Consider the following 23,216-nt stretch of genomic DNA (forward strand, 5'->3'; position numbering starts at 1 on the left):
ATCAACAAACTACTCTATTTTTCCCGGAGTTTTTTGCCCTGTATAAATTCATATCTGCTTTTCTTATTATATCCTCGATATTTTCATTTTTATTATAAGATATACTTATCCCCATAGAAACTGTCACATGGCACAACTTTCCATTGTATTCTATAGGCTCTTCCTCTATAAATTTTCCTATACTGCTCATCCTGCTATATACATCTGACACCCCTTTTATATTATACATATATATTATAATCTCTTCTCCACCATATCTAGCTACCATATCTTCTTTCCTGAGGTTATCCTTTATTATACTGCTGACCCTTTTAAGAACCACATCACCATATTGATGTCCAAAAGTATCATTACAGCTTTTAAAGTTGTCTATGTCTATCATTACAATAGCAAAACCTTTTCCACAATCTTTTATCTTTTCTTGTATAACCGAAAAAAAATAGTTTCTGCTGAACAGATCCGTGAGAAAATCTTTTTGAGAATTCTCCTTTATTTTATTATAAAGTCTATTATTTTCTATACATATGGCAATTTGATTGCTAAGTGCAGATAATAATTTTATATTTCCTTGATTTAAATAATTGTATATATTATGTTCCACTAAAATAACACCCAAAAGATCTTCCTTTAAATATATAGGCATAAATAATGAGGAATGTATCTGAATACTGCTATCTGCATATATATTATCAAGAGAGTTAAGTAAATATGGAGTTAATTTAGTTAACTTTTTACTATTGTACTCTTCTATTTTGAAATGGTGTTTTGTATTATATAAATTAGTAGACTTTAGCTTTAGTTTTCTATTTTCTAGAAGATACACACTGGAATAATTCACACCTAAAATTCCTATCATTATATCATTTATCTTAGAAATTATTTCATCACTGCCAAGGCATTTATTTATATACTGATTTATTTCTATTATTGAAGATAGCATATCCAGTTTTTTATCCAATTCTCTAATCTTCCTATTTTGCTTTTGTATGGTTTCTTCCGCTACCCTTTGATAGCTTTCATAATCATGTTTAAGTTGATTATATCTCTCCAATAATGATACAAACATAAACCTCTCCTTTATTACAACCTATTTAATCCCAGTTTATCAAATATAAGCTCTATTATATTTAATATATTTACAATTTTATCCCAATGAGCAAACTCCACCTAAACCTAAGAATCATTTAATATAAATTATCCGCCTTTATAATAATACCCGTAAAAGTATATTTTATAAGGAAAAATTTTCCTTATAAATGTATAAATATATACTATCCTATTGCTTGATTGAGATTATAATAAAATATATATAACATTTCACTTGACCTTTAATATCAACTTATTGTTGCTTCTATTTCAATATTATACTACTGATTACATGTATATCATAGCATTTTTGTATAATACTTATCGTTCATTTACAACCTTATTTTACAAAATACAGCTATAATTTTATTTTTAATATCATCTATTTATTGAATTTTTTTACAATAATCAAATAAAATTTACCAACTAACTCATTTAAATTATTTGGTAAATTTTATTTTTTATGTAGAATTCTATTTTAAAAATTTCTCAACTTCAGACTCCATTTGATTTATTTCGCATACAGTGCTGTGTTGAATTTTACACTTACTTAATTTTTCTATAGGTTTTGGAATTTTAAGTTCGGCCACTTTGCTCATTACCTCTATAAGCTGAAAATCATCTTTAGAATTATATTTATCATCCAAAGTACCCATTACAGATCTTGTGAACTTAAAAGGACTTGCAGTGGAAACTATTATAGTCTTTGTATTGTCATCGGTATCTCTCAAATACTTTTTATATACAGAATAAGAAACTGAAGTATGAGTATCCATAAGATATTTATACTTGTTAAATACCTCTCTTATAGATTGCCGTGTCTCTTCGTCACTGGCAAAACCGCCATAAAATATCTTCATCTCATTCTTCATATGTTCACTGATCTTGTATTTACCCCGCTTACTCAAATCATCCATAAGATCCTTCACAATACCAGCATCTCTACCGCTTATATCATATATTAGCCTTTCAAGATTACTGGATATTAATATATCCATAGAAGGCGATATAGTCACTAAAAATTCTCTTTCAGCATCATAGATTCCTGTATTCAAAAAATCGTATAATACTTTATTTTCATTTGAAGCACATAAAAGCCTATTTATAGGCAAACCCATCTTCTTAGAATAATAAGCTGCAAGTATGTTTCCAAAATTTCCCGTTGGAACTGCAAAATTTATCTTTTCTCCAAATTTTATTTCCCCTTTTCTTAAAAGTTCCATATATCCATGAAAGTAATATACTATTTGTGGTATCAGCCTGCCGATATTTATGGAATTAGCTGAAGAAAACATATAAGATTTTTTCTCCAGTTCCTTCTTAAATTCAACATCATTAAAGATTCTCTTAACTTCCCTTTGAGCATCATCAAAATTCCCTTTTATGCCCACAACTTTTACATTTGTGCCTGTTTGAGTGATCATCTGCTTTTTCTGTATGTTGCTCACGCCTTCTTCAGGGAAAAATACCACTACTTTTGTTCCCTCCACATCTGAAAAACCTTCCAATGCAGCTTTCCCGGTATCACCGGAAGTAGCAGTAAGTATAACTATATCTTTACGCAGATTCTGCTTTTTAGCTGCAGCTTTCATCAAGTGTGGGAGAAGACATAATGCTATATCTTTAAAAGCCAAAGTTGGTCCATGAAATAATTCCAGATAAAACACATTTCCTTCTTTATTTAAAGGAGCTATATCCTCAGATTCAAATTTATGCTCATAAGCCATATCTATGCATTTTTTCAATTCATTTTCATCAAAATCCGTAAAAAATTTTTTGCTTATATACAGTGATAATTGCTTAAAGTTCATGTGCTTACATTCTTTCAGTTCTTCTTCATTTATAAATGGAATATTATTGGGAACAAATAGTCCCCCATCTCCAGCTATACCTTGCAATATGGCTTCAGACGCAGTAAAATTTTCATTTAGTCCTCTAGTACTATTGTAATAAATTTCTCTCAAATTATATCACTCCTTTTAAATAGCAAGCATGGTGTTAGTTTTGCTTTTTTAATAATCTAATACCATATATTAATTATATAATAACATATGGTATATGACTTGAAAATTAGAATTAAAAAAATATAATGACACAAAACTAAGATATATATCAATTATCTCTTTCTACTTTTACATAATAAAGTTATAATATGATTATGATTTAAAATTATAAATAAGGAGGTAACACTTTTGGGAACTTATTTAGATAATGCTGCTACATCCTATCCGAAACCTGATATAGTGATAGATACAATTTCAGAATTCATGAAAAATATAGGTGCTACTGCAGGAAGAGGTGCCTATAAATCGGCCATTGCTGCCGATAGACTTATCTTTGATTGTAGAAACAATATATGTAAATTGTTTAATGGCAAAGATCCTTCTAAAGTGATTTTTACTTACAATATAACTGATTCTTTAAATGTGTTGATAAATGGCATATTAAATTCTGGAGATCACGTTATAACCAGCAGTTTGGAACATAATTCCGTATGGAGACCCTTAAAGATCCTCGAAAGGGATAAGCATGTAGAGATATCCCAAGTACCTTGTACATCTGAGGGAATAACTAATCCAGAAGATGTAGAAAACCTTATAAAAGGAAATACAAAACTCATAGTATTTACTCATGCTTCCAATGTACTTGGAACCATTCAGCCTATAAGAGAAATAGGAGCTTTAGCGAAAAAACATAAAATACCATTTTTAATAGATAGCGCCCAAACGGCAGGTGCTTATCCTATAGACGTTCAAAGGGATAATATAGATATTCTTGCTTTTACAGGTCACAAAAGTCTTTTTGGGCCTACAGGTACTGGTGGATTTTTATTAAATTGTGATATAAACATACGTCCTCTAAAATCAGGTGGTACTGGTGAAGATTCTAAAAATCCATATCAGCCTAACTTCTGTCCTAATAAGTTTGAAGCAGGAACTTTAAATGTGTCAGGAATAGTTGGTTTAGGTGAGGGAATTAAATATATATCCAATTTAGGTGTAGAAAAAATAAGATCCAGAGAAGATAAAATAATTGAATATGCACTTAAAAAGTTAGAAGAAATTCCTGGGATACACATATACGGGCCCAAGGATCCTCAAAAAATAGTTGGTGTCATTTCCTTTAACATAAAGAACATGTCAGGAGAAGAAATTGCTTTTAAATTGGATCAAGAATATGACGTAATGATAAGAGTTGGATTTCACTGTGCTCCGACAGCTCATAAAGTAATGGGGACATATGAAATCGGTGCCATGAGAATAGGCATAGGATATTTCAATACAAAACAGGATATAGATATTTTAATCGATGCCTTAAAAAATATAGTCAAAAGTTATAAGTTATAAGTTAAATTTTTCATTAACTATTAATTTATGTTCTTCATACCATGTAAAAGGGTTGTTTCAAAATTTATTTTGAAACAACCCTTTTTCTATAATATAGGAGATCATTATGTGTTTTTAGGATGCTTTTTTAAGGATCCTACTATTTTAAATACAATTATAATAATCGCAGTTCCTGCTATTGCGGAAATAATATATCCAATTACACTATTCATACCTGATATAGAATAGTCTGCTGCAATAGCATGATAATCCATTCCATGCCTGAAAGCTTTAGGTACATAACCTACTAGGGACTTTATGCCTTCTGCATCCCATTCGCCCCATGCATCTCCACTGGCTAAAAGGCCTAAAGGACATAATACTATAAGTGCTACTAAAATCCCATAAAGTGGTTTTCTATTGCTTGCTTTTGCATTTTCGTTGTTGTTATATATTATATCCGGTGACATTTTTTTAACATAAGCATATACTGCTGCAGTTATAGAACCTTCCAGTATACCTATTAAAAGGTGAGTTAGAACCATAGCCAGGATAGCAATCTTTAATCCATACGGACTATAAAGAGCATGTCCATATGCATCTTTAAAAAGAATAGGCTGTATTCCAAATTCAATGGAAGCCATAAAGGCTGCAGCCACAATTCCCACATATGCTCCAATAAAAGCCGCTATGTACTCCCCTTTAGTACCCTTTAATCCACTTTTTATAAATTTAAATAGTGCATATCCTACAAATGGCATTACAAATGCCATATTAAAGGCATTTGCTCCAAAGGCAAGTATTCCTCCATCCCCAAAGAAAAGTGACTGTATAAGCAAAGCTATGCTCACTGAAATAGTTGCTGCATAAGGCCCCAATAAAATCGCAATTAGAGTTCCTCCTACAGCATGAGCTGTAGTTCCCCCCGGGATGGGTACATTAAACATCATAATCAAAAATGAAAACGCTCCACATACACCTAATAGTGGAATTTTTTTCTTGCTAATATCTGTTTTGACTTTTTTAACAGCCTTTGTCCATATGGGCAACATTATTATTCCCATAACCGCACAAGTTGACGGGCTTAAATAATTGTCAGGAATATGCATAATAATACCTCCTAATTTTTAAAATTACTGCATCTAATTAAATTATAAGCAATTTTTATACCATTGTTTTAATTATAAATATATCATTTAAAAAATCAATGCATAATTATATGTACTAGGCTATTTCTTCATAAGCAAGCTCCACCTTAACCTAAAAATCACTTCATAATGATAAAATTTTAGCTACAAATCATAGCATAAATTCTCTCATCATATAAATAAACGGTTCTCAAAACGATACAAATTTATATCATTTTGAGAAAATACCTGTATTTTATTCCATTTTGATATTATATTTATTTTTCAAAGCTTCTTCTGCATGATAGGAACTCCTCACTAAAGGAGAAGATGAAACAAACTTGAATCCCAATTTCAATCCTATTTTCCTGTATTCTTCAAATATACTAGGATGGACATATTCCACAACAGGATGGTGCTTTAAAGAAGGTGCTAGATATTGACCTATTGTAACAATATCACAATTAACCTTTCTTAAATCTTTTAATATCTGTATAATATCTTCTTTTTTTTCTCCGAGCCCAAGCATAAATCCTGATTTTGTAAGAATTGAACTGTCCATGGCTTTAGCCCTATTTAACAGTTCCAATGAGCGTTGATATACTGCCATGGGTCTTACTTCCTTGTAAAGACCGGGTGCAGTTTCTACATTGTGATTTATAACATCTGGTTTTGCATCCACCACTTTTTTTAGAGACATTTTATCCCCTTTAAAATCCGGTATTAAAACTTCTATTGTTACATTTTTTCTTAGCTTTTTTATTTCCTGTATGACTCTGGCAAAATGAGAAGCACCTCCATCTTCCAGATCATCTCTAGTAACAGAGGTTATAACTGCATGTTTCAGCTCAAGCTTATCTACTGCCTGTGCCACATTAAAAGGTTCTTTTTCATCAACCTCTTCAGGCTTGGCCTTTGTAACATTGCAAAAGGTGCAGTTTCTAGTGCAATTTTTACCTAATATCATAAAAGTTGCCGTTCTTTTATTAAAACATTCCATCCTGTTAGGGCAATTTGCCTCTCTGCATACAGTATTTAAAGAATACTTTTTTAATATGTCCTTAACTTCTCCTGAAAATTCTCCTCCCCTTATCTTAACTTTCAGCCAATCCGGTTTTCTACCTTGCATAAAACACTCTCCCTCTCTCCCCACTTTAATATATCTTAAATTATAACATCAGTATACTGCATGCTGCCATTAGAACATAACCTCCATGATATTCTCCGCATTTATACTATGCATGTACATTTCAATATTTACACTTTCAAGTACCTTTAAAACTTCACCTTTATCATATCTTACACCTATAAACTGTTTCTCAAATTCATCAATTTCCCTTTTACTAAAAAAATCCCCAAAAAACTTTATATAATCTATTACTCCCTTATATACATTTATATCAGCCTGCACAATTCCTCCTTTAAACTTTTTTTCATTGGAATAATTGAACTTTTTAAAATTACCATAGTTCCATTGCCATGAAGCGTACCTATCGTCTGATATTTTTTTTATTCTTTTCCAATCATCTCTTGAAAATCTGTATACTTTACTGCATTTATGCTCTTCCATTATTGATTTTATTAAGAAATTTTTAAAATCTATTACTGTCATTGGCTCTTTAAAATATTCGCCTAAATTTACAACCCTACTTTTTACAGACTTAACAGACTTGTCCGAAAATTTAATTGAACTTGCATTTAATGATCTATTTAAATTTTCCATATCAACTGAAAATAAAATACTTCCATGATGTAAAATCTTATTTCCATGCTTGCATTGAGAATTTCCGCAAAATTTTCTTCCATTTATGACCAAGTCATTTCTACCAGAAAGCTCCACTCCTATATGTAAATTTTTCAGTGCTCTCATTATAGGTTCTGTAAACCGTCCAAAATCCGCAAAAATATTGTCATCATTCATAGCTATGAAGGTAAAATTCAGAGTCCCCAAATCATTAAATATAGCTCCCCCGCCTGACATTCTTCTAACAACTGGCAAATTATGCTTTTTTACATAATCCACATTTATTTCTGCCATTGTATTTTGATTTTTCCCGATTAGAATACAAGGTCTATTTCTCCACAACATAAAACATTCCTCATGAAACTTATCCATAACATATTCTTCAATGGCATGATTTATATAAGGATTAGTATTATAATGTTCAATAAAAAGCATATAAGATTCCTCCCGTGTATCAAGTGATTCTTATTTAAATGTAATCATTTAAATCTCCTCCTTAATTATAACTTAAACTAAAATCAAATACTATATACTACCTGTCCAAATATAAGAAAGAGGCTCTCCAAAAGATAATTAATTATCCTTTGGAAGCCTCTTTCAGGAAATTTGGGGGTATATAATAGTTAAGAACTTGATGATGTTATTACTTTTTACAAAGGAAAACATTTAAAAACTTGTTTAATAATTTCTACATTTAATTTCAATACATTTTCAATGTTTAAAGCTGCATTAATTTCCTTAATCAACTATTCCATATAGCATTTATTACTATTATTCTCTATTTTGATAATTATAGTAAGCTTTACTAATAAATAAATGATTTCCTTTGCTAATTATTATTATATAGTAATTTGTTCTATTTTGCAAGTATATTAAAATATTTATTTCAAAGTATATTTTTAATGGTAACTATATGATTAACAACAGCTACAGTTAAAAAGGTTAATCCTGCTGTACAAACACCCTTCCAACCATATAAATTCCAGCTATAAGTCCCTACAAATGAACCTAGGGCTCCACCTGTAAAATAAGCCACCATAAAAACCGTATTCAATCTATTTCTAGATTCTGGAGAAAGACTATGTACCCGTGTCTGATTAGAAACTTGTCCTGATTGAGTACCTAAATCTAATAAAATCAATCCTAAAATCAGCCCTATTATTTTACTTCCAAATATAAAAAGCACCACAAAACCAGTTACAGCAAAAAAAATAGAAACTCCAACAGCAAATTCAGTACTTTTCCTATCACTAAGTCTTCCCATGATGGGTGCTGCAATAACACCACTTATTCCCAATAGTGCAAATAACCCTGCAGCTTTACTTCCCATATTATATATGGGAGATTCCAAAAAGAATATAAGAGTTGTCCAAAATACACTGAAGGCTCCAAACATCATAGCTCCACTTAAAGAGGATTCTCTAAGTACTGATTCCTTTTTCACCAAATCTTTTAAAGAAATCATTATATTTTTATAAGAGTCTTTGGTACTAGGAACATTTTTAGGAAATAATTTATACACCACTGAATACAAAATAATCATAAGAGCTGAGGCAATATAATATACGCTTCTCCATCCTAAAAATGCTCCCAGAAATCCACTTACAGTACGTGCCAATAAAATTCCAACCAAAAGTCCGCTTAAAACCGTTCCCAAAACTTCTCCTCTTTCATTAGGACTAGAAAGTTCTACAGCAAAAGGTATAACAAGTTGTGGAACTACAGTTGTAAATCCTACTAAAAAACTGCTTCCAACAAACCAACTTAAACTTCTTGAAAAAGTAAATAACATCAGCGATGCCATTGATGCTAACAATAATTTTAAAATCATATTTTTTCTTTCTAAAATATCACCTAATGGTATTATAAAAAACATTCCCATTCCATAGCCTATTTGAGTCAAGGTAGATACCAACCCTATATTTCCTGTGGATATATTAAATTCCCGGGATAATTGACCTAATAATGGTTGATTGTAATATAAATTTGCCACCGTAACTCCACAAATTACAGCCATAATCAGCACAAGATGATGCTCTATACCTTTATTAATTAAATCATCTTTTTGCATTAAAAATCACCTCCTATTTCTAAAAACTTATTTTTTAATTACAATTGCCTTAATATATTAATGTTATTTTCTTATAATTGCATAATAAGTTATAATATTATTCAATTATCTATTATTTTATATTTCGCAAAATCCCCAGACCCATTATATATAATTGTTTATAACAATTTGCCATATTCACACGCATAAAAAATAAGCATGATATTAATATAATACATTCATTTTAGTTAAAGTCCACCCATATGTCAATAATTATAAATTTACAATACAAATTTATAATTTTTTTTTGCTAATATGTCAATTTTAATGTATAATAATGTTGTTAGGTAATACTATGACGTTATCAAAAGTTTATCAAATCTCTTGTTAATATTATATTTTTGTGTTATACTAATGTAATTAATAAACACCGATATACAAAATTAGATATATCAATTATAAGTGTTTTATCTTTAGGAGGATAATAAATGAAAACAGGAACAGTAAAATGGTTTAATTCAGAAAAAGGATTCGGATTTATTGAAGTACCGGGAGAAAATGATGTCTTCGTACACTTCACTGCAATCCAAAGTGATGAACCAAGAAAAAATCTTGAAGAAGGTCAAAAAGTTCAATTTGATGTTGAAGAAGGACCAAAAGGTCTTCAAGCTGCCAATGTTGTAAAATTATAATATATTTTGCAATATAATAAAAAACATCTTAACATAAATGAGTGTAATGTTTTACCACCTTTCTAGAAAGGGTGGTTTTTTATAATGACTATAAATTAACGCAGGTAAACTCAAAAGGGATATATACTTGTTTTTTATGTATATATCCCTTTTTCTGTTAAAATCCATGCATGTTTATTATTTTCCAAGTACTTTTTGTTTTAATTTAAGGCCAGTTTCTGTAACCGCAAGTCCGCCAAGAGCTGTTTCTCTAAGTGCACACGGAAGCTGTTTACCCACCTTATACATTGCCGAAACAGTATCATCAAATGGAATTCTGCTGACCACACCTGCCATAACCATATCAGCCGTAGTCAATGCACTAACAGTTCCTGATGCATTTCTCTTTGCACAAGGTATTTCTACAAGACCTGCTACGGGATCGCATACTAATCCAATTATGTTTTTTATAACTATGGCGCTGGCATTTAATGCCTGCTCTGGAGTTCCTCCCATCATTTCAACTATACCTGCCGCTGCCATAGCTGAAGCTGAGCCGCATTCTGCCTGACATCCGCCTTCTGCTCCTGCCATAGTAGCATTTTTAGCTATTATTATTCCAACTCCAGTTGCCGTAAAAAGACCTTGAATCAATTCATCTTCACTTTTATTGAGTTTTTCTCCTGCAGTTATTATGACCGCCGGTATTATTCCACAAGAACCAGCTGTAGGTGCTGCTACTATTTTCCCCATAGCAGCATTTACTTCTGAACAGGAAAGAGCTCTTGCCATAGCCTTTACCATAAACCTGCCAGTCAATGTTTTCTCCTGTCGGCAGTATTCATTTAATTTATATGCATCTCCACCTATAAGACCGCTTACTGATTTTACTTTATGCTCCAACCCATATTCTGCTGCATCCTTCATTACCTGAAAGTTCTTCTTCATATTTTTAAAAATCTCTTCTTTACTTTTTTCAGTGGACTTCATCTCTTGTTCAATTGTATATTCCCAAATTTTCATATCTTTCTCTTGGCATGCTTCCACTAATTCTTTTCCAGTATTAACCATACATTATTCCTCCTCGCTTATAGGATTTATGGCCCTTACTTTGTGTATATTTGGTATTTTATTTATTTCATCTATTAAATTCTTTGAAATAAAATCATCTACTTCAAATACCATAGCTGCGCCAGCACCTTTTATACTTTTTCTGTACACCTTCATAAAGGCTATATTTATTTTATACTTATAAAGTATATCAGATACCTTGGCAACCATACCTGGTATATCCACATGATTTATCAATATAGTAGGATAAGCCCCTGTAAACTCTATCTTATCTCCATCCACTTCATTTATGACTACATTGCCGCCGCCTATGGATGAACCCATTATTTCTGAAGTATTGCCGTCTTCTTTTGTTATTATAAACTTAACCGTATTTGGATGCACATCTCCCAAATCCGTTTCTATGAATTCAACTTGTATATTTTTTTCTTTTGCCAACTGCATAGATTTTTTTAAATTTTCGTCCCAGGGATTCATGCCTAATATTCCAGCAACCAATGCTTTATCAGTACCATGTCCTTTATAAGTTTTTGCAAAAGAACCATGAAGGAAGAACTGTACTTTTTGAACTTTGCCACCAGCTATAGTTCTTGCAATTTTTCCTAGTCTTGCTGCTCCAGCAGTATGTGAGCTTGATGGCCCTATCATTATAGGCCCTAATATATCAAAAACACTATATTCCCTCATTCTTAACACCAACCTTTCATTATTCTGGCTGTAAAAATATTTAAAAGATAAAACACTATTAAAATTTGCAACTAGCTTTTAAATAATAATAGTGTTTATTTTACATATTAAAAAAATTTCTTAATCTTCATTGTCATCAATCTTTTTAAACTTATTCTTTCTACTTATATATACAGGTAAGCCTATCAAAGTTCCAATCAAACCTAATCCTGCATTTAAAGGCTGAGTAAACAATGTATTAAATATTATATAAAGCCCTCCCACTATAGCTATAATAGGAACTACCGGATAAAACGGAACTTTATACGGTCTTTCAAGCTCCGGCCTCTTTTTTCTAAGAACAAATACTGCAAAGAAAGTCATTACATAGAATATCCATATTACAAATATCAAAAGATCTGTCAGCTGATCAAATTTACCTGAAAATATAAATATTATTGATATAATTCCCAACAGTATACCACTGTTTACAGGTACCTTAGAATTCGGAGTTAATTTTGACAACCATTTGCTTCCTGGTAATTTATTTTCTATAGCCATGGCATATGGAACTCTCATACCTGTCATTATATATCCATTTATAGTACCGAATATCGATATTAATATTCCTACAGTTATTATTTTTCCACCTGCTTGTCCAAATATTATATTGGCTACAGCTGCTGCTGGTGTTTTTGTTGCTGCCAGGCTGCTTGCCGGTAACACAAATAAATAAGCTACATTAATAAGTAAATAAACAGCCATTACTAATGATAATCCACCTACAATTGCTTTTGGAAGATCTTTTCCTGGATTTTTCATCTCTCCAGATATAGCTCCAACGTTTATCCACCCATCATAAGCAAACATTGTAGCTACAAGGGCAGATCCAAGACTTGTGGTTATGGGATGATTTTGGGCCACAATTGGGAATAGTCTTACTACCCCACCATTTCCTTTTATAAATCCTATTATTATAATTGCGAACAACGGTATTAACTTGCATATAGTCGCAGCGGTCTGAATGGCACCGCCGGTTTTAGAACCAAGTGAATTCATGATTATCAAAAATATAGTAACTATAATAGCTATTATAACTATGGCTGAATCAGACATACCCAGTAATGAAGCTGCCTGAGTTCCAAATATTATGGAAAGAGCAGCAATATTAGCTGGAAAATATATTACAGTCTGTGCCCATCCTAACAAATAGGACCACATATTTCCGTATGTCTCCTCCAGATAAGCTATCATTCCCCCTGTTCTTGGTATTGCTGCTGAAACTTCAGCAGCAGTAAGTCCCCCTGCTATAGTTATAATTCCGCCAAGTATCCATGCCATTATTCCAAGCCCTGGTGCTCCTGTTGCATTAAATACGGCAGTAGGTTTAAAAAATACACCAGAACCTATGACCATTCCAACAACTATGGCGAGAGCAGGTACTAATCCTAAGTTTTTCTTTAGTTCATTCTTGCTCATTATTGATTTCCTCCTCTTTATAAATATAATTATTGCTCTAGTAAATCTTAGTAAGCCTATTCAAAAATATGAAATAATTTAGTTATAAAATTCTATTAATAGAATTTTATTATTCACTATGTCAAAATTTATTTACCTGCACAGCTGCTTATATAAAATATAAAATCTTACTATTTAAACGTTTTATTTTAAATTATCGTTCGTATATAAAATACACATTTGGTATATTGTTTTTATTTTTCGTTTTTATAATAACATATTAGCATCCTTTATACAATAAAATTCTTAGCAAAAGTTAATATCTTTATATCACTTATAGAAATATTACATAATATATTGCAATTGTTTACGCTATTTAATTATATAAATCATTTTATGATATATATATAGCAATTAACTGTCAATTGAAAATATCCATATAAATTTAAGAAGAAATTAGGACATCTATCCTCCTAATTTCTTTTAAAATTTATTTATGCGGCATCTTATTGATGCAGAGAGGCTTTAAATTGTATTTTATTTCTTCTCTGGTTTTACCTATGCTTGAATCCACTACAGCTGTCAATGCCCCTTCTACCAGTGCTGCATCTACTATTTCTACTTTGGATTGCATATTTTCGTCTAAAAATTCAATAGCCATTTGAGCATTCATATAAGCACTACCTAAATCAAATAATATTAGCACCCCATCTTCAGAATAAACTTCCAATATAGCACTTTTTATTTTATCTACATCAGTACCAAGCCTTCCATCTGATGTTCCTCCTGCAGATACAACACTACTTATCGGGGACATCTGCTGAACTAAATCTCTCACTCCATTGGCAATCTCACTGCTATGAGATACGATTACAATACCAACCATAAAATCCACCTCTTTATTAATCTGCTGTTAGTTTTTTTATCTCTTCATAAATGACATTGAGTATAAGATAGCTGGAAGTAGCTCCAGGATCCTGATGCCCTATACTTCTTTCTCCTAAATAGCTGGCTCTTCCTTTTCTTGCACTTATATTTTTAGTATTATTCACTCCCTTAAGAGCTTCATCCCTTACATTTTTAAGTGCTTCCACATCATTTAATCTTTTATCCAATGAATTTTTTAATGAATTTACTGCTGGTTCTATGGAATCTATCATAGTCTTATCCCCAAGTTCTGCCTTGCCTCTCATTTTAATTCCTGCCAATGCTTCCTGAAGCATTTTAAAAAAATCATTTATATCTACAGTATTTTTGCCTTTTACTGTCACTGCGGCTTTCATAAAAGCCGTACCATAAAGCGGGCCTGAAGCTCCTCCCACATTTGAAACCAATGTCATGCCAACATCTTTTAAAATATTGCCTATGTCGCTTTCACCTTCGTTCTTTAATTTTTTCCTCACAGCTTCAAATCCTCTGTCTAAATTCAAGCCATGATCTCCGTCTCCTATAGCTGCATCCAATTTAGTTAAATAATCTTTATTTTCACCTATAACCACAGCTATGGCATTTATTATTTCTTTTACTTGTTTTCCATTTACACTCATATATCTATCTCCTTATATATTCATCACTTTAAATCCTAAAGTATCTGACTTTTCATCTAATAGTTCCTTTAATTCTTCATCCAATTTCAATAGAGTTATAGAACATCCTGCCATCTCAAGGGATGTCATATATTCTCCTACAAAAGTTTTATGAATCCTTATACCTTTCTCAGTTAAAATCTCATTTACCTTTTTATTCACTATATATAACTCCATAAGAGGGGTTCCCGCCATTCCATTTACCATTACCGCAACCTCTTCTTCACTTTCAACGGTCATATCTTCTAAAATTTTATTCAGCAATTCTTCTGCTATATCATCTGCACTCTTTATTTTTTCCCTATGAGTTCCTGGTTCTCCATGAATACCAATTCCTATCTCCACTTCATCCTCTTTAAGAGTAAAATTAGGATTTCCTGCTGCTGGTACTATGCAAGGAGTCAATGCCATTCCCATGCTGCGTACATTTGCAATAGTTTTTTCTGCAACTTTTTTAACTTCTTCCAAACTTGCTCCCTGCTGTGCCTTTGCACCGGATATCTTATGCACAAATACGGTACCTGCAATTCCACGTCTGCCTGCTGTAAAAGTACTGTTTTCAACAGCTACATCATCATTTACAATTACACTGTCTACTTTTATTCCGTCCATATCTGCCATATCCTTTGCCATATCAAAGTTCATCACGTCACCACTGTAATTTTTTACTATAAGTAGTACTCCTCTTCCTCCATCCACTTCCTTAATGGCCTCATATATTTGATCTGGAGTAGGAGAAGTAAATACAGGACCTAAAACCGCAGCACTTAGCATTCCCTTTCCAACATATCCTGCATGAGCCGGCTCATGTCCACTGCCCCCACCACTTACAAGTGCAACCTTACCTCTTACTGGTGCGTCACTTCTTATTAGAATATTTCCTTTTTCGCTCTTTTTCAGATATTCCGGATGTGCCGTTACCATCCCCTGTACCATATCCTCCACTACCAGATTAGGATCATTTATTAATTTTTTCATCATATAACATTGCCACTTTTAAGTGGCAATTCCCCCTCTCGATTTTATTTTAAATCTTTTCCTGTATACTATACTTATATTACCTATATTTTATCAAAATATGATATAGTTGTGAATATTATATTATAAAAGCAAAACTATTTTGGTACATTTACAATTACAGTTACATAATATAAATAAATACAAAAGTATATTTTCTATATTTGTACAATTACTTTTAAACTATATTAAGACTAACAGGAAGTGATTTTTATATGCCTCATACAGAAACATTTTATAATTATAGAGATCTCATAGCCGGTGCGGATATAAAAGTTCCCTTAAAAAACGGCAGACTTGTACCTGCTATAAATTTTGACAATGCCGCTACTACTCCTCCTTTTAACTATGTTATGGAAAAAATAAATAGTTTTTCACCATATTATTCATCCATCCATAGGGGAACTGGTTTTAAATCCAAATTATCTTCCGATGCCTATGAAATGTCACGAAATATTATATGTAACTTTGTACACTGCAATTCTAAAAAAAATACAGTAATTTATGTAAATAATACTACAGAAGCCATTAATAAATTATCTTATATATTTAGCGATTTATATGAGGGCTCAATTATATTGTCTACCAGAATGGAACATCATTCTAATGATTTACCATGGCGAAGTAAATTTAAAGTGGATTATGTCGAAGTGGACGAGCTTGGTAAATTAAGTTTGTCAGACTTAAAATATAAACTAAGAAAGCATCATGGTAAAGTGAAACTTGTATGTGTAACTGGGGCATCTAATGTAACTGGATATAAAAATCCAATATATAAAATAGCTAAAATTGCCCACAGCCACGGAGCTGAAATTTTAGTGGACGGCGCACAGCTTGTGCCACATTATCCCATATATATGGAACAGCAATCAAAAGAAGAATCTATTGACTATTTAGCCTTTTCTGCCCATAAAATGTATGCTCCCTTTGGAATAGGAGTACTCATAGGGCCAAAAAATACCTTCTATAATGCATCACCTGAATACAGCGGGGGCGGCACAATAAAAGTGGTAACAGATGATTATGTGCTCTGGGATGACCCTCCTGGAAAAAATGAAGCAGGAACTCCTAATGTACTTGGAGTTACAGCCCTTACTTCTTCAATTAAAGTATTAAATAAATTATCGATAAATTCTATAGATAAGAGGGAGATGGACATATACAATTATGCCTTGGGTAAAATGCTTCAGCTTCCAGATATTACCATATACTGCGACACAAATCCAAGTTGCAATAAAGTTGCCATTCTTCCCTTTAATATAAAAGGAATTCACCATGAAACCACTGCAAAACTTCTATCAGATTTATCAGGTATCTCAGTAAGAAGCGGCTGTTTCTGCGCCCATCCTTATGTTCAAAGGCTATTGGGACTTTCTCCTGAGGAAATAAACTATTTCAAAACTCATTTTAATAATTTTCATCCTGGTATTGTCAGATTAAGCTTTGGTCTATATAACACCTATAATGAAGTTGACACTTTAATAGATACTTTAAAGAAAATAATCAAAAATAAAAAGTGATTTTTATTCAAAATACAACATAGTGTACTATGTTGTATTTTTGATATTATCAACTAGAAAGTCCTGCTGACAATATAAGTACCATAAGTATCGGAATACTGTCACATATAATCCATCCTAAAAATATAAACACAAGACTTGTTTTACTATATTTATTAAAAGAGTATAGTATTAGATTATACAAAAAAAACAAATTAGTCATAATAAATATGAGAATTACAGGGACTGGATTGGATATACCATATACTACTGTAATATGAACCATTAAAATCAATGCTAAAACAGTACCTATGAAAAATATCAATTTAATCCCATCTCTATTTTTGACTTTAAGGAATATATAAACTCCATCATATATACACAGTATACAAGGTATTAATACAAGCATTTCTAATTTATCTATGTAAAGATATGCTGTAGCCAAAATTCCCACAAAAATTAATATTTTAATATTGAAATTCAAACTTTTCTCATTCATTTATAATATCTCCTATAGTATATAAATTTAATATATTAAAAACACTAAATATATATTTCTAATATATATTTTTTCTTGTTATAATAATACTTGAAAAATAAAACTTATTCAACACGGGAGATGGTATTTTGTCATTATTTTTATTAGAACTTCTAGGTATATCTGTACTCGCAGGTATGATTGGTTCTATTTTAGGTCTAGGCGGCGGAACAGTAATTACTCCTGCCCTTACCCTATTATTTGGAATAGATATACGATATGCAGTTGGGGCAAGCTTAATATCCGTAATTGCTACGTCAAGCGGAGCTGCTGCAGCTTACATAAAGGATAAAATAACAAATTTAAGAGTTGGGATGTTTCTTGAAATAGCTACCACCATAGGTGCAATAACCGGAGCTTTTTTAGGAGGAATTATAAGCCCTGATTATCTTTATTTTCTTTTTGGCCTGCTTCTCCTATATTCTGCTTTTGCCATGTTTAAAAAAAGGAAAAGTGAGTTACCCAATGATGTTGAAACCCACCCACTGGCGGAAAAGCTTAAATTAAATGGGCACTACTACGATAAGGCCCTAGATAAAAATGTATTCTACAAAGTAGCTGGTGTTCCCAGCGGATTTGGAATAATGTACGGTGCTGGAATTATTTCCGGCCTTCTTGGAATTGGAAGTGGAAGTTTTAAAGTTATGGCCATGGATTTATTTATGAAACTTCCTTTAAAGGTCTCCAGTGCTACAAGTAATTTCATGATGGGTGTCACTGCAGTTGCCAGCGCCAGTATATATCTGCTAAGAGGAGATATTGATCCTAAAATTTCTGCTCCAGTAGCTTTGGGAGTCTTAGCTGGGGCTACCATTGGCACTAAAATCATGCAAAATATGAAAAGTAAAACTATAAGAAAAATCTTCATCCCTTTTTTGATATATATATCAGTGGAGATGATACTAAAGGGATTAGGGGGTAAATAAATGTACCAGAAGAAAGTCACCAATGAAGAAATGGAAGAAATGGACATGATAATAGGCTCATTTTTAAGAATAGGGGTAATAATAAGTTCAATTGTAATAACCATAGGATTTTCAATGTTTTTGATATCCGGTACCAGTGGTTACAGCGGAAATTACTTTCCAACTACTCCCATTGAAATATTAAAGGGAAGTATAAAATTTAAACCCTATGCAGTTATACTATTAGGATTATTATTTTTAATGGCAATACCAGTACTTCGTGTAGCAGTTTCCATATTTGTATTTTTTAAAGAAAAGGATTATCTATATGTAAAAATCACCTCATTAGTACTTGTAATACTTATACTAAGTGTTTTTATAGGAAAGGCATAATAAAAAGACAGATTAAAATCTGCCTTTTTATTTACTTAAGAGTTTTTAATACTTCAACAAGATACTTCCATGTTCTCTGTGTAGACGGTATGCTCAAATGTTCATCTGCAGTATGGACTCCAAACATAGTTGGTCCTAAAGATATCATATCTAATTGTCCCTTAAACTTTTCTTCAAAAAGTGCACATTCAAGCCCTGCATGGATTGTACTTACTAAAGGTTTCTTGCCAAATAACTTTTCATATTATAATTTTTACACTATACTCTTTAGTTTGAACTACACCTAAATTCAATGAGCTCTTTACAAGTCCCTCTATGTCTATGCTCATTAATATTAATTTACTTTATAATTTATTTAATATAAACTTTTCCAATGCATAGGCCGCTCCATCTTCTCTATTACTTTTAGTTACATAATCTGCCACTGATTTTAATGCCTCACAACCATTGCCCATTGCTATACCAAACCCTGCATATTTTATCATTGGCATATCGTTATCCCAATCTCCTATAGATAATATCTGTTCTCTTTTTATTTTATAATGATCTGCAACCTTTTTAATCATTCTTCCTTTATCTACATTCTTACTGAATATTTCCAGATAATTTGGGAGTGAAAAATTTGCATTTATTTTATCATTGAATTTATCCAGTATTTCTTTCTTTATTTTTAAAAGCTTTTTCCGATCTTCCGAAAGCACCATCTTATACATTGTCTGGTTATTATAAAATGAAGATAACTTTCCAACTACATTCCAATTTCCTATGTAAGCATTTATATTCATATAATCAGTAGGTTTTTCTATATAAACTTTTTCATTATCAAATAATATAGTATAGATATTATTTTTCTCACATGTATGTATAATTTCACTACATATTTCATTTTCAATAGGTTCCCCTGAAATCAATTTTCCCCCTTTATATAAATTTGCTCCATTTAGACATATGAGAAAATCCTCCAGTTCCAATTCATCTGCGAAAACTCTTAAACTGTTAATTCCCCTTCCTGAGACTAAGATTACCTTTACTCCGATTTTTTTTATTTTTTTCACTATATCTATGGTATTTTTACTTAAAACATGATTTTCGTTTAGCAAGGTTCCATCCATATCCATGGATACTAATTTATACATAAATGTCCTCCTTTGTACTAAGTACCATATAATCATTATTTGTCTATAAAAATTAATTTGTCAAATGCTTTCAGCTGAAATTATTTGACAATAAATATAAATATCACTACAATATATTTGACGATGCCAAAAATAAAATATTAGAGGTATGAATTATGGAAATTCAAGGAAACAAAAAAAATTTGATAGCGGATTTATCTCTATTACTGGCTGCTATGTTATGGGGTGGAGGTTATGCTGCTACAAAAGACGTTCTAAGTAATATAACTCCTTTATATACGATGGCTATAAGATTTCTATGTGCTGGAATTTTAATTTCAATTATATTTTTAAAAATAATGATAAAAATAACTTTAGAAGATATAATTCGAGGTCTTATAATAGGTATATTCCTATTTTTAGCATATACAGCACAAACCATAGGGCTTAAATATACAACTGCAAGCAAGCAGTCTTTTTTAACTTCAGTTTATGTAATCGTACTCCCCTTTTTATACTGGGCGGTATTTAAGACAAGGCCAACATATCGTGCTATAATTTCAGCTGTGATTTCCCTTATTGGGATAGCCATATTAAGTTTGAAATCCGATATGCAGTTCAATATAAATATTGGAGACTGGCTCACACTTTTGTCAGCTGTTTTATTTGCATCACATATAATTTCCATAGCCTGCTTTGCAAGGAGATCCAATCCTGTAATATTATCTGTAGTACAGATGATGTTTGCCGGTGTTTTTTCTCTTTTATCTGCAATTATTTTTGAGCCCAATTTTTCAAGAATACCTAAAGATGCTCTGTTCCCACTTTTTTATTTAATAGTCTTCAGTACTATGATAGGATTTTTAATTCAAAACGTGGCCCAAAAATATACTAACCCAAATCATGTTGGAATATTGCTTTCCCTGGAATCCGTATTTGGAGCAATTATATCCATAATATTCTTAAATGAGGTATTTACCTTAAATATGATAATAGGCTGCAGCATAATATTTCTATCTGTAGTGATCTCTGAAACGAAATTAAAATTTACATTTAAAAAGAACTCTTAGAATGCACTGAAAGGGAGTACACTAAACTTGATCCAATAGATCGTATACTCCAATTCATAATTTTAATACTGAGAATTATTGTTTCACTGTATATGTGTATAGTCTACTTTTCTTCTTTATCTTTATTTTTCTTTATGCCCATTTTCTTAATTATACCAGGGACTAATTCTATAATTTTATCTAAATTATCCTTGCTTTTTATAGGAATAACTTTAACTGTATCATCTTTTATTACAAGTACTGCATCTGCAGTTATCTTTGCCCCTGCACCCATACCGGCACCAGAACCTTCCTGTTTATCTGCAGCAGCCTCTTGTCCCCCACCACCAGTTGCACATCCAAAATTAACAGTTATAAATGGTACTAGAATTATATCACCTACATTTATGGGTTTTCCTACAACAGTTTCTGTTTTTAAAAAATTTTCTAATTTTGAAAATAGCATTTCCGCATTTTCCTTAATATCCATATAAATACCTCCCTTAAATAATCAATTGATCTGATACATTAAAACTTAGTTGACCTTGATTTCCTTTGACCTTTTTAATCTGTATTCTCTAATTATATACTTTTTATGAAATCTTTTTTTTGCAAAATGAGATGACAATAACTTAAAAACCATAAAAATTAAAGATATGATTCTAAAACTTCCTCCAGCTTCAACACAAAAATTAAAAATCTCATTAAAAAAATCCGGTTTTATATTTACAGATTTTTTGGGAGCTATATTCCCAATTATAGCAAATACCCCTCCTAGCATTCCAATCATAAAGGGATCTTTCAATCCATAATTTCCTTCTATTTTAACATATTTAGGTTTAATTATAAAAATAATTTTTTTTATGGACTTTCTATATTCATAGACTTTTTTAATTTTATCTAAAATATTGTACTGTAGTTTAGAGGCATTATCTTCAAGATCTTTATCTTTTTTAGAGTTTATATTGATTCTTTTTTTCAAAAAAAATATTTTTATAAATATCTTTGTTTTTTCTTCCCCTCCTGTTCCTATTACAGAAATAATTCCAAAAAGTAATTTGACCTTTAAGTTATAATTAAGTGTATTTTCTTTTAAAATACATTTAATTTCATATTTTGTATTAGATACTATTAGAAAAATTAAGAAGCATATAAATAGTAAAATTGCAATTCCAATTATTTTTAAAATGATCAAATTAGAAATACCTCCTTATTTGTTATAAATTTATGAAACCTAAAAGTTTAGCAAATTAAATATATATTTTTATAAGTTTTTCTGTTAAAATCTATATGAAGTTTATATTAGGAGAGATTAATTATGCTTTTTTTCTTATATTTATCAGGTTTTTTAACTATATTGTTGGGGATAAAATTATTTCGTAAACAAAATAAAAAAATAATAGGCAAAAACTATAGTGAAAAGAAAATACTACAATATTGGATAAAGAGAATGATTATAAATATAACGGTCATGTGTATATCAGCTATATTTATATTATTTATTATTCCACTTTTAATATGGGTATCAGCGCCTAAGGAAACAGGTCTTGTAGACAAGATCCTTGAAAGCAAAAATTTAGTTCCAATTTCATCCTCAAATAAAAATCAATACATAAAAGAAACGTCAAATAAAAACATCAAAACTTATGTTGTAAATGTAGGTGATAGTAAAAATCAGAATCTGCAAAGCTTTAACAGTAAATCCACAGAAATTATATCTACTGATAAAGAAAGTCCTAAATACGAAAAGATAGCTGAGTATAAAATAAAAAAATTAACGGGCAACTGGATAATACCCAATTCAGTAAATGATATTTATGCCAACATATATATAGACTATGGGCAAAAAAATTTTATAGAAAATAAAATAAAATTACTTGTACCGTTTAATTCAAAGTGATGGTTGTATAAGTCC

Annotated in this window: 23 protein-coding genes; 7 read left to right on the forward strand and 16 right to left on the reverse strand. The window is 31.1% G+C overall.

The window, feature by feature from the left end; all coding sequences use genetic code 11:
- Window position 1 precedes the first annotated feature (1 nt).
- Window positions 2-1,066 (reverse strand): sensor domain-containing diguanylate cyclase, encoded by a 1,065-nt coding sequence (locus tag AB8U03_RS08790; RefSeq protein WP_369704175.1) that lies wholly within the window; start codon window positions 1,064-1,066, stop codon window positions 2-4.
- A 493-nt stretch (window positions 1,067-1,559) separates the two neighbouring features.
- Window positions 1,560-3,050: a threonine synthase gene (gene thrC / locus AB8U03_RS08795; protein ID WP_369704176.1), complete on the reverse strand. Its 1,491-nt coding sequence runs from the start codon at window positions 3,048-3,050 to the stop codon at window positions 1,560-1,562.
- 228 nt (window positions 3,051-3,278) lie between these two features.
- Here thrC and AB8U03_RS08800 point away from each other — a divergent pair, with 228 nt between their 5' ends.
- Window positions 3,279-4,433 carry an aminotransferase class V-fold PLP-dependent enzyme gene (locus tag AB8U03_RS08800; RefSeq protein ID WP_369704177.1) on the forward strand — a complete coding sequence of 385 codons (1,155 nt, stop codon included), beginning with the start codon at window positions 3,279-3,281 and terminating at the stop codon, window positions 4,431-4,433.
- Window positions 4,434-4,537: 104 nt separating this feature from the next.
- Here the strand turns inward: AB8U03_RS08800 and cbiM are convergent, their stop codons facing one another.
- From cbiM to AB8U03_RS08820, 4 genes are all read right to left on the reverse strand, one after another.
- The gene (gene cbiM, locus AB8U03_RS08805; RefSeq protein WP_369704178.1) at window positions 4,538-5,521 is read right to left on the reverse strand and encodes a cobalt transporter CbiM; all 984 of its coding nucleotides are present in this window, start codon (window positions 5,519-5,521) and stop codon (window positions 4,538-4,540) included.
- Between the two features lie 274 nt (window positions 5,522-5,795).
- Window positions 5,796-6,668 (reverse strand): lipoyl synthase, encoded by an 873-nt coding sequence (lipA, locus tag AB8U03_RS08810; protein WP_369704179.1) that lies wholly within the window; start codon window positions 6,666-6,668, stop codon window positions 5,796-5,798.
- 69 nt (window positions 6,669-6,737) lie between these two features.
- The gene (locus AB8U03_RS08815) at window positions 6,738-7,718 is read right to left on the reverse strand and encodes a lipoate--protein ligase (protein ID WP_369704180.1); all 981 of its coding nucleotides are present in this window, start codon (window positions 7,716-7,718) and stop codon (window positions 6,738-6,740) included.
- Window positions 7,719-8,169: 451 nt separating this feature from the next.
- Window positions 8,170-9,354: an MFS transporter gene (locus AB8U03_RS08820; RefSeq protein ID WP_369704181.1), complete on the reverse strand. Its 1,185-nt coding sequence runs from the start codon at window positions 9,352-9,354 to the stop codon at window positions 8,170-8,172.
- A gap of 467 nt (window positions 9,355-9,821) precedes the next feature.
- Between AB8U03_RS08820 and AB8U03_RS08825 the strand changes: the two genes are divergently transcribed.
- Window positions 9,822-10,025, forward strand: coding sequence for a cold-shock protein (locus AB8U03_RS08825; protein ID WP_106011167.1), 204 nt, complete (start codon window positions 9,822-9,824; stop codon window positions 10,023-10,025).
- 177 nt (window positions 10,026-10,202) lie between these two features.
- Here the strand turns inward: AB8U03_RS08825 and sdaAA are convergent, their stop codons facing one another.
- The 6 genes from sdaAA to dhaK all read right to left on the reverse strand — a co-directional run bounded on the left by sdaAA (window position 10,203) and on the right by dhaK (window position 15,763).
- The gene (gene sdaAA, locus AB8U03_RS08830) at window positions 10,203-11,075 is read right to left on the reverse strand and encodes an L-serine ammonia-lyase, iron-sulfur-dependent, subunit alpha (protein WP_369704182.1); all 873 of its coding nucleotides are present in this window, start codon (window positions 11,073-11,075) and stop codon (window positions 10,203-10,205) included.
- 3 nt (window positions 11,076-11,078) lie between these two features.
- Window positions 11,079-11,762, reverse strand: coding sequence for an L-serine ammonia-lyase, iron-sulfur-dependent subunit beta (gene sdaAB, locus AB8U03_RS08835; protein WP_369704183.1), 684 nt, complete (start codon window positions 11,760-11,762; stop codon window positions 11,079-11,081).
- 120 nt (window positions 11,763-11,882) lie between these two features.
- Window positions 11,883-13,220, reverse strand: a complete 1,338-nt coding sequence (locus AB8U03_RS08840) for an APC family permease (RefSeq protein ID WP_369704184.1) — start codon at window positions 13,218-13,220, stop codon at window positions 11,883-11,885.
- A gap of 469 nt (window positions 13,221-13,689) precedes the next feature.
- Complete coding sequence (gene dhaM / locus AB8U03_RS08845; protein WP_369704185.1) at window positions 13,690-14,085, reverse strand: dihydroxyacetone kinase phosphoryl donor subunit DhaM; 396 nt, start codon at window positions 14,083-14,085, stop codon at window positions 13,690-13,692.
- Window positions 14,086-14,101: 16 nt separating this feature from the next.
- Window positions 14,102-14,746 carry a dihydroxyacetone kinase subunit DhaL gene (gene dhaL, locus AB8U03_RS08850; protein ID WP_369704186.1) on the reverse strand — a complete coding sequence of 215 codons (645 nt, stop codon included), beginning with the start codon at window positions 14,744-14,746 and terminating at the stop codon, window positions 14,102-14,104.
- Between the two features lie 12 nt (window positions 14,747-14,758).
- The gene (gene dhaK, locus AB8U03_RS08855; RefSeq protein ID WP_369704187.1) at window positions 14,759-15,763 is read right to left on the reverse strand and encodes a dihydroxyacetone kinase subunit DhaK; all 1,005 of its coding nucleotides are present in this window, start codon (window positions 15,761-15,763) and stop codon (window positions 14,759-14,761) included.
- 254 nt (window positions 15,764-16,017) lie between these two features.
- Here dhaK and AB8U03_RS08860 point away from each other — a divergent pair, with 254 nt between their 5' ends.
- Window positions 16,018-17,322, forward strand: a complete 1,305-nt coding sequence (locus AB8U03_RS08860; RefSeq protein ID WP_369704188.1) for an aminotransferase class V-fold PLP-dependent enzyme — start codon at window positions 16,018-16,020, stop codon at window positions 17,320-17,322.
- 49 nt (window positions 17,323-17,371) lie between these two features.
- Here the strand turns inward: AB8U03_RS08860 and AB8U03_RS08865 are convergent, their stop codons facing one another.
- Entirely contained in the window at window positions 17,372-17,800 is a 429-nt protein-coding gene (locus AB8U03_RS08865) for a hypothetical protein (RefSeq protein ID WP_369704189.1), read from the reverse strand.
- A gap of 128 nt (window positions 17,801-17,928) precedes the next feature.
- Here AB8U03_RS08865 and AB8U03_RS08870 point away from each other — a divergent pair, with 128 nt between their 5' ends.
- Window positions 17,929-18,765 (forward strand): sulfite exporter TauE/SafE family protein, encoded by an 837-nt coding sequence (locus AB8U03_RS08870; protein WP_369704190.1) that lies wholly within the window; start codon window positions 17,929-17,931, stop codon window positions 18,763-18,765.
- Window positions 18,766-19,137 (forward strand): DUF1634 domain-containing protein, encoded by a 372-nt coding sequence (locus AB8U03_RS08875; protein WP_369704191.1) that lies wholly within the window; start codon window positions 18,766-18,768, stop codon window positions 19,135-19,137.
- A 344-nt stretch (window positions 19,138-19,481) separates the two neighbouring features.
- Here the strand turns inward: AB8U03_RS08875 and AB8U03_RS08880 are convergent, their stop codons facing one another.
- Window positions 19,482-20,273 (reverse strand): HAD family hydrolase, encoded by a 792-nt coding sequence (locus AB8U03_RS08880; protein WP_369704192.1) that lies wholly within the window; start codon window positions 20,271-20,273, stop codon window positions 19,482-19,484.
- A 155-nt stretch (window positions 20,274-20,428) separates the two neighbouring features.
- Here AB8U03_RS08880 and AB8U03_RS08885 point away from each other — a divergent pair, with 155 nt between their 5' ends.
- Window positions 20,429-21,322 carry a DMT family transporter gene (locus AB8U03_RS08885; RefSeq protein ID WP_369704193.1) on the forward strand — a complete coding sequence of 298 codons (894 nt, stop codon included), beginning with the start codon at window positions 20,429-20,431 and terminating at the stop codon, window positions 21,320-21,322.
- A 103-nt stretch (window positions 21,323-21,425) separates the two neighbouring features.
- Here AB8U03_RS08885 and AB8U03_RS08890 read toward each other — a convergent pair whose 3' ends face one another.
- Together AB8U03_RS08890 and AB8U03_RS08895 are read right to left on the reverse strand one after the other, a co-directional pair.
- The gene (locus AB8U03_RS08890; RefSeq protein ID WP_369704194.1) at window positions 21,426-21,791 is read right to left on the reverse strand and encodes a GerW family sporulation protein; all 366 of its coding nucleotides are present in this window, start codon (window positions 21,789-21,791) and stop codon (window positions 21,426-21,428) included.
- Between the two features lie 45 nt (window positions 21,792-21,836).
- Window positions 21,837-22,496, reverse strand: coding sequence for a hypothetical protein (locus AB8U03_RS08895; protein WP_369704195.1), 660 nt, complete (start codon window positions 22,494-22,496; stop codon window positions 21,837-21,839).
- 123 nt (window positions 22,497-22,619) lie between these two features.
- On the opposite strand from AB8U03_RS08895, the gene AB8U03_RS08900 reads away from it, so the two are divergent.
- Window positions 22,620-23,201, forward strand: coding sequence for a hypothetical protein (locus AB8U03_RS08900; protein ID WP_369704196.1), 582 nt, complete (start codon window positions 22,620-22,622; stop codon window positions 23,199-23,201).
- The last annotated feature ends 15 nt before the right edge of the window (window positions 23,202-23,216 follow it).

Origin of the sequence: Clostridium moutaii, from assembly GCF_041205085.1 — a bacterium.
Classification (GTDB): Bacteria; Bacillota; Clostridia; order Clostridiales; family Clostridiaceae; genus Clostridium_B; species Clostridium_B moutaii.